Raw genomic sequence first — 2,221 nt, 5'->3', positions numbered from 1 at the left:
CACTGCGACAGGGAGTAGATGAGTGGGAGTCAATGTTGTGTAGTTTAGGAAAGTTGTATGTGGAAGGAGGGGAAGTAGACTGGTCGGGTATGGAGAGAGATTATCAGAGGCAGAAGGTGGTATTGCCGACTTATCCCTTCCAGCGACAGCGTTATTGGATAGATACAGATACTTCTAAGAGTTCAGACTCGGCTGTTATCTCTTCAGCAAAACTTCATCCTCTGCTTAACAAAAAGTTCCAATCTCCTCTGTCAAAAGATATCTTTTTCGAGTCATACTTTAGTACTAAGGCACTACCGTTTTTATTAGACCATCTTGTGTATGAACAAGTGGTGGTTCCTGGTGCTTGTCATATTTCTTTGGTGCTAGCTGCTGCATCTCTAACCTTCCCAGATTGGCAATGTCATTTGGAGAATATTTTCTTTCCCCAAGCTTTGGCAATGAAAGAGAACGAGGTACGCACTGTGCAAGTAGCTTTCACTCCAGAGGATAACTACTACTCATTTAAAATCATTAGTTTGAACAACTCTTCTGGCTTACAAATTGATGCTACTTCAAACAATTTGAAACAAGTCAGTCCTTTGTCTGTTCACGCCACAGGTACAATTTTTCCTGCTGATGCTCAAAAATCTCTGGTATCTCTTGAAGAGATTCAATCTCGTTGCACCCAAGAAATAGAAAGTAGAGAAATTTACCAGTACATCCAGGAAAGACAAATTCAGCTAGGAGAAAGTTTCCGATGGATTAATAAATTATGGCTAGGATACGGAGAAGTATTTTGTCAGATGATAGTACCAGACAAGGTACAAAATTCAGCAGAATATCAACTTCATCCAGGCTTACTTGATTCATGCTTTCAATCCATAGCTGCACTAGCCTTAAATCTGAATACAAACAAGAATCAAACCTTTGTTCCCTATAAAGTCAAGAAGTTTAGTTTTTATCACCGCCCCAGGAATGGTTTGATTTGGTGCTATACTCATCTCCAGAAGGAAAAACAATCAGAAATAGAAAAACTAAAAGCAGATATACAATTATTCGATGATCGTGGGCAGCTAGTGGCTGAAGTAATTGGTTTTGAAGCTAGAAAAGTTAACCCAGAACTTCTGCTGATGAACTTGGAGTCAGATATCAGTTCTTGCTTCTATGAAGTAGAATGGAGAGTTAAAAAAGCACGTTTTGAGCAGTTACATTCTCCTGATAGCCTGCAGCCATCTGTAGAAGCCGAGCAAAAATTGAGTCCCTCTGTAGAGCTAACATCATCAACATCCAAGGGTTGGCTGATTTTTGCAGACCAACTTGGAGTAGGTCATTCCTTAGCAACTAAACTGCGGTCAATGGGAGAAGTTTGTACCCTGGTGTTTCCCGGACAACAATATCAACAAATTGCTGCTGAAGAATTTACCATCAACCCCAACCACCCAGAAGAATTTCAGCAACTCCTCGCTGAGGTAGCAGCATACTCATCCAACTTACATGGAGTAGTTCAATGTTGGACAACTACAGCAGCAGAGGATACAAACATCAGTTCCCAAGAGTTAGAAAACATCTCTCAACTCGGTTGTGGTAGCACATTATCCTTGGTCCAGTCCTTACTCAAAGGAGGATTATCTCAACTACCACGGTTATGGTTAGTTACTTCAGGAGCACAACCAATACCACAGACAGAGTCATTACTTCCAGGAATTATCCACTCAACAGTTTGGGGGATGGGAAAAGCAATTAGCTTAGAACATCCAGAACTAAACTGTGTGCGGATTGATTTGGACCCTCAACAAAGTTTCAAAACTCAAGCAGAGCAACTGTGGTTAGAAATTTGGTCACAGGACAAAGAAGAACAGGTGGGATTGCGAGGGGATAGTCGTTATGTGGCTCGTTTAGTCCATAGTCAGTATAGTTCACCAGAGGTTCCCACTCTTTTGAGTCAGGAGAAGACTTACTTAATTACAGGAGGTCTAGGAGGTTTAGGTTTATTGGTAGCTGGTTGGATGGTGGAGAAAGGAGCCCAGCATTTGGTGTTGGTAGGAAGAAGGCCACCGTCACCGGAGGTGGTGAGCCAATTAACCGAGTTAGAAGCAGGGGGAGCAGAAGTGGTGGTGGAACAAGCAGATGTGTCAGAATGGACAGCCATCAACAGGGTCTTATGTCGGATAAATGAGTCAAAGTTTCCATTGGCAGGAGTGATTCACTCGGCAGGGATGTTGTCGGATGGTGTATTACA

General features: G+C 42.2%; 1 protein-coding gene. It reads left to right on the top strand.

Annotation, left to right across the window (positions count from 1 at the left end; all coding sequences use genetic code 11):
• On the top strand, positions 1-2,221 hold a 2,221-nt coding region (locus tag F6K52_RS27520), incomplete at both ends, for an SDR family NAD(P)-dependent oxidoreductase (RefSeq protein WP_293085912.1).

Origin of the sequence: Moorena sp. SIO3H5 (assembly GCF_010692395.1) — a bacterium.
Lineage (GTDB): Bacteria > Cyanobacteriota > Cyanobacteriia > Cyanobacteriales > Coleofasciculaceae > Moorena.
This window is presented reverse-complemented; position numbering and strand designations above follow the sequence as displayed.